Source organism: Bacillus sp. P4_D3 (assembly GCF_056401855.1).
This window is the reverse complement of sequence record NZ_JBFUIN010000254.1, coordinates 1-4,584: the sequence shown is the minus strand read 5'-3', so window position 1 is coordinate 4,584 and position 4,584 is coordinate 1. Positions and strand designations below refer to the sequence as shown.

The 4,584-nt window shown below is 32.6% G+C and carries 7 protein-coding genes; all 7 read left to right on the top strand.

What is annotated here, in order from left to right:
• On the top strand, positions 1 to 372 hold a 372-nt coding region (locus AC1DTM_RS18640; RefSeq protein WP_477000633.1), incomplete at its 5' end, for a GNAT family N-acetyltransferase.
• Positions 373 to 522: 150 nt separating this feature from the next.
• Positions 523 to 1,650: a metallophosphoesterase gene (locus AC1DTM_RS18635; RefSeq protein WP_088098993.1), complete on the top strand. Its 1,128-nt coding sequence runs from the start codon at positions 523 to 525 to the stop codon at positions 1,648 to 1,650.
• Between the two features lie 232 nt (positions 1,651 to 1,882).
• Positions 1,883 to 2,449 (top strand): GNAT family N-acetyltransferase, encoded by a 567-nt coding sequence (locus AC1DTM_RS18630; protein ID WP_016104643.1) that lies wholly within the window; start codon positions 1,883 to 1,885, stop codon positions 2,447 to 2,449.
• A gap of 6 nt (positions 2,450 to 2,455) precedes the next feature.
• On the top strand, positions 2,456 to 3,016 hold the full coding sequence (locus AC1DTM_RS18625; RefSeq protein ID WP_016104644.1) for a 2'-5' RNA ligase family protein: 561 nt from the start codon (positions 2,456 to 2,458) through the stop codon (positions 3,014 to 3,016).
• Entirely contained in the window at positions 3,013 to 3,498 is a 486-nt protein-coding gene (locus AC1DTM_RS18620) for an N-acetyltransferase family protein (RefSeq protein WP_477000632.1), read from the top strand. The genes AC1DTM_RS18625 and AC1DTM_RS18620 overlap by 4 nt, the downstream gene beginning before the upstream one ends.
• Positions 3,499 to 3,510: 12 nt before the next feature.
• The gene (locus AC1DTM_RS18615) at positions 3,511 to 3,900 is read left to right on the top strand and encodes a cupin (protein WP_477000631.1); all 390 of its coding nucleotides are present in this window, start codon (positions 3,511 to 3,513) and stop codon (positions 3,898 to 3,900) included.
• Entirely contained in the window at positions 3,881 to 4,309 is a 429-nt protein-coding gene (locus tag AC1DTM_RS18610; RefSeq protein WP_477000630.1) for a GNAT family N-acetyltransferase, read from the top strand. Before AC1DTM_RS18615 ends, AC1DTM_RS18610 begins: the two co-directional genes overlap by 20 nt.
• The last annotated feature ends 275 nt before the right edge of the window (positions 4,310 to 4,584 follow it).

Sequence of the window (4,584 nt, the reverse complement as noted above, 5' to 3'; positions counted from 1 at the left end):
GTATTACAACAATTACGAACGAAACTTTCAAAAGAAGAAGCAAGTTCTTTATTTCGAAAAATGAAAGAAGAAAATTATAAACTACTTTCATTATGTAATGAAAATGATGAAGTTGTTTGTCTTGCTGGTGTAGCGATTTGTACGAATTTTTATAATGAGAAACATGTTTTCGTATATGACCTTGTAACTGCAGAAGCCCACAGATCAAAAGGGTATGGTAAAGTTCTTCTGTCATATATAGAAAAATGGGGAATAGAAAAAGGTTGCAGTTCTATCGTTCTTACATCAGCGTTTCCAAGAGTTGATGCGCATCGTTTTTATGAAAGAGAAGGGTATGATAAAGTAAGTTATTCTTTTTATAAAGAGTTATAATATTAAATAGGTTCTGTGTGTAAAAACATATGGAACCTATTTTTTATTTAGATAAGAGCTATGAAAAGGTCTAATGATGTATTTTGTCGAATAGATTCTAGAAAATAATAAGGTGATATGGAATTTAGAGAATGTTAGGAGCGTTTATACGTGGAAAAAATAAAGAAATTAGTAATCCCTAATAATGTTAGAGTGATCGTAATATCGGATATCCATGGAGAATTAAAACTCTTTAAGGAACTATTACATAAGGTGAATTTTAAAGAAGAGGACTATTTAATTATTAATGGTGATCTTTGTGAAAAAGGAAGAGATAGCATCGGTGTAGTCAACTACGTAAAGGATCTTGTAGAGAACAATTCAAATGTTCATGTTGTTGAAGGAAATTGTGAAGTCGTAGTTGAAGCGATTGTAAATGAGAACCCTGCGCTAATTAATTATTTATGTACGAGAAAAAATACAATATTTAATGAATGGTTAGAGCAATTGAACGTTTCCGTTAATGAAGAGACTGATATTCGTGTAGCGAAAAATATATTAATGAGTCATTTTTCAAAAGAAATAAAGTGGTTAACAAAATTGCCAACTGCTATTGAAACAGAGGATTATATCTTTGTGCATGCAGGGCTTGAAGATAGAGTAGATTGGAAAGAAACAGAGCGGAAAAATGCGATAGCAATGCCGGAGTTTTATAATAAATCACATAGAACAAATAAGTATGTAGTAGTTGGGCATTGGCCTGTTGTGAATTATTCTGAAGAAGCGCCGTCTAACAATCCAGTTATTGATAAGGAGAAAAAAATTATTGCAATTGATGGAGGAAATGCGATTAAAGAGGCAGGGCAATTAAACGCATTTATCATTCAGAGGACACCTAAAGGTGATGCGTTTTCTTATACATATGTAGACTATTTTCCGGAGTATGAAGTAATAGCAAATTTTAATGCGGATTCAGAAATGCATGGCGGGGTTACATATCCGTATTATTACATAGAGCCTGTGGAGAGAATGAAAGATTTTACTATATGTAAACAAATAGAAACAAATGAACTACTTCATGTGAAAAATGAGTATATAAAGCAACTTGAATCAGGTGAGTATACAGTGAAAACGGATATTTCTTGTGCCCAAATAGGCGTTAGAAAAGGGGATATTGTTTCTGTCATTGATGGTAGCTGCATGGGATATGATTTAATAAAAAAAGACGGTGTAGAAGGCTGGATAGAGAAAGGGATTCTACTTGAGATAGAAAAGAAGGGAAATAAAATATTTAGCTAAAATAGGAGGGATATAGCCTCCTATTTTTTATTAACTATGTTACGAGTTCGTACTTCATCTGAATTTTTCCGAAGTTCCGTTTCTAAATTAAACTCGAAAAAATTAGCGAACTAACATAAATAATTCGTATCTTATAACAAAAGTATACAATATAATAAAGGGTTTTTGTTTTGATTTTTCAGAAAAAACATTATAATTATTTATGAAATAAAGAGAGATGTAGGAGGAAATTATGCAAAACGTTATATTAAAGGGGAACAAAGTTACAATTCGTACAATAGAAGAATCAGATATAAAAACATTATGGAATCTCGTATTTAAAGAAGAAAATCCAGAGTGGAAAAAATGGAATGCACCGTACTTCCCGTTCTCAATGCAAGGATACTCGTCCTATAAAGAAAAGATGCAAACTTGTTTAAAAGAAGAACCGTTATCAAATCTTATTGTGGAAAATAATGGTCAAATTATTGGGGCAGTAAGTTTTTATTGGGAACATAAACCGACGCGTTGGTTAGAGATGGGAATCGTTATTTATGACCCAGCATACTGGAATGGTGGCTACGGTACAGAAGCATTAACACTATATAGAGATTTGCTATTTGAAAATATGGAGATTGGTAGAGTTGGGCTCACAACTTGGTCTGGCAATGAAAGAATGATGAAAGTAGCGGAGAAAATAGGAATGAGCTTAGAAGGTAGAATGCGAAAATGCCGATATTATAACGGGACATACTATGATTCTATTCGAATGGGAATGATTCGTGAAGAATGGGAAGTGCTATGTGTAACGAAGGGGTGAGGAAGCATGTACGCTATTATTGCTACATTTGATTGTGTGTTCACTAATAAAATTAGAGAATTGCAAAATGAATTAACAAATATAATTGGAACAAATCCACTAGCCGGAGTAGAACCACATATTACATTGGCTGATTATAATGAGTTAGATGTTAATTTATATACGGAGAAATTAAAGGAGTTTGTAGTTTTTCAAGAGAACATTGCTGCTGTAACTTTTCCTTCTGTTGGAACTTTTCCTACTAATAGAACGATCTTTCTAGCACCAACCATTACCGATGAGTTATTAAGACTTCATCATTCTTATCATGATTATTTCAAAGTTTTTCATGATAATCTACAGTCATATTACGTACCAGGAAAATGGGTTCCGCATTGCACGATTGCTAATGGGTTAGATTCAAATCAATTTTTAAGTGTAATGGAATATATATATGAAAAGTTTGATGTTACACTAGCTTCGATTGAGAAGTTAAAATTAATTAAGGTAAATTATGAAAATGGTTCTGCCATTTCTTCTAGTATATTAGCAGAATATAATTTAAAGAGAATGGAGACATCGAGATGACATATGTAATTAGAGAAATGAAGCAAGAAGATATTCATGCTGTGCAGAACGTAGCAAAAATAGCTTGGCATGATACTTACGAAGGAATTATTCCGAGAGAGGTTCAAGATAGCTTTTTAGATGAAGCATATTCTGATGAAAAAATGAAATATCGTCTTAAAAATACACATTTATTCGTTGCGGAAGAAGAGGGAGAAGTAATTGGCTTTGCAAATTTTTCACCAATTAGACTGCAAAACGAAGCAGAATTAGGTGCAATTTATTTGTTGCCAGATCAGCAAGGGAAAGGGATAGGGACAGCTTTGTTACAAAAAGGGATCACGATGTTAAAAGGGATTCGAAAAATGTACATTCATGTAGAATCGGAAAATGAAAAAGGAAAACGATTTTATGAAGCAAAAGGTTTTGCGGCTTTAGAGCAATTTGAAGAAGATTTCGAAGGGCATATGCTGCAAACAGTGAGAATGGTTTTATACATATAAGGAGGATCAGAAATGAAAATCTTTGATTTCAGTGAAAAAGTGGGAGAGCATATATCARCATTTCAATCTAATTTTATAATGTCAAAAATATTAAAACATCAAGGGAATATACATATCGGTTCTATGCATCTACAACCGAATGGAGTTATTGGATATCATGAAGCAGTTGTATCTCAACTGCTTCTAATTGTACAAGGAGAAGGATTTGTTTGCGGATCAGATAAAGAAAAAGTGAAGATAGGAGCTGGACAAGCTGCGTTTTGGGCGAAGGGCGAGTTACATGAAACGAGTACGGAAAAAGGATTGATGGCAATTGTAATTGAGTCAGACGGTCTTGAAAATGGTATTTCAATGATGGTTAGAGGGCAGGAAGGAGAAAGGAATGATTACAAAAGCGGATGAGGAAGAAACGAAACAAATATTACATTATGCAGCTCAATCACTTTTCGAAGGAACGAGAGGAAATTGTCAACTAAGTACGGAAAAAGCGATTGAAATTACAGAACCTTTAGTAGAAAAAGGGGCATATTATTTAGTCATTAAAGAAGAAGATAAAGCAATGGGAGGGATATTAATAGGAGAAAATACCGACTATTTTTCTCGTGAAAAACTAGGGTTTATATACGAATTGTATGTCTTTTCAGAGCATCGCGGAAAAGGATTGTCAAGAAAATTAATGGAAGCTGGGATTAAGGAGTTGCAAGAGAAATATTCAGAGATTCGTTTGAACGTATTTGCTGGAAACTTTGCAAAAGAAATGTACGAAGATTTTGGCTTCGTTGAAAGACAAGTAATCATGACTTTGAAGTGAGAAAACGATTTTAAGTGGGCGAAGAAACAAGAGAAAAATGAGTATGTAATTTGTAAAGGTTATATTCTGAATTTTGGGTAAAAAAGGTTTTCTTTTTAATATTAAATAGAAGTAGAAACGCTTAGCAGTCCTTTTTTTAAAAAATAGTTAAATTCATATTATATAATATGATGTTATTATGTTAAAAGAGAAATTTTGGAAAAATATCATTTTTTTATTTAGAAATTTTTAAATTATTGTTATAATCAATTTGTAGAATTGATTTTGGGTTAATT

Bases quoted from the DNA above. Each gene is read 5' to 3' on its own strand.
- AC1DTM_RS18630 (WP_016104643.1), top strand. From the start codon at position 1,883: ATGCAAAACGTTATATTAAAGGGGAACAAAGTTACAATTCGTACAATA.
- AC1DTM_RS18610 (WP_477000630.1), top strand. From the start codon at position 3,881: ATGATTACAAAAGCGGATGAGGAAGAAACGAAACAAATATTACATTAT.
- AC1DTM_RS18625 (WP_016104644.1), top strand. From the start codon at position 2,456: ATGTACGCTATTATTGCTACATTTGATTGTGTGTTCACTAATAAAATT.
- AC1DTM_RS18620 (WP_477000632.1), top strand. From the start codon at position 3,013: ATGACATATGTAATTAGAGAAATGAAGCAAGAAGATATTCATGCTGTG.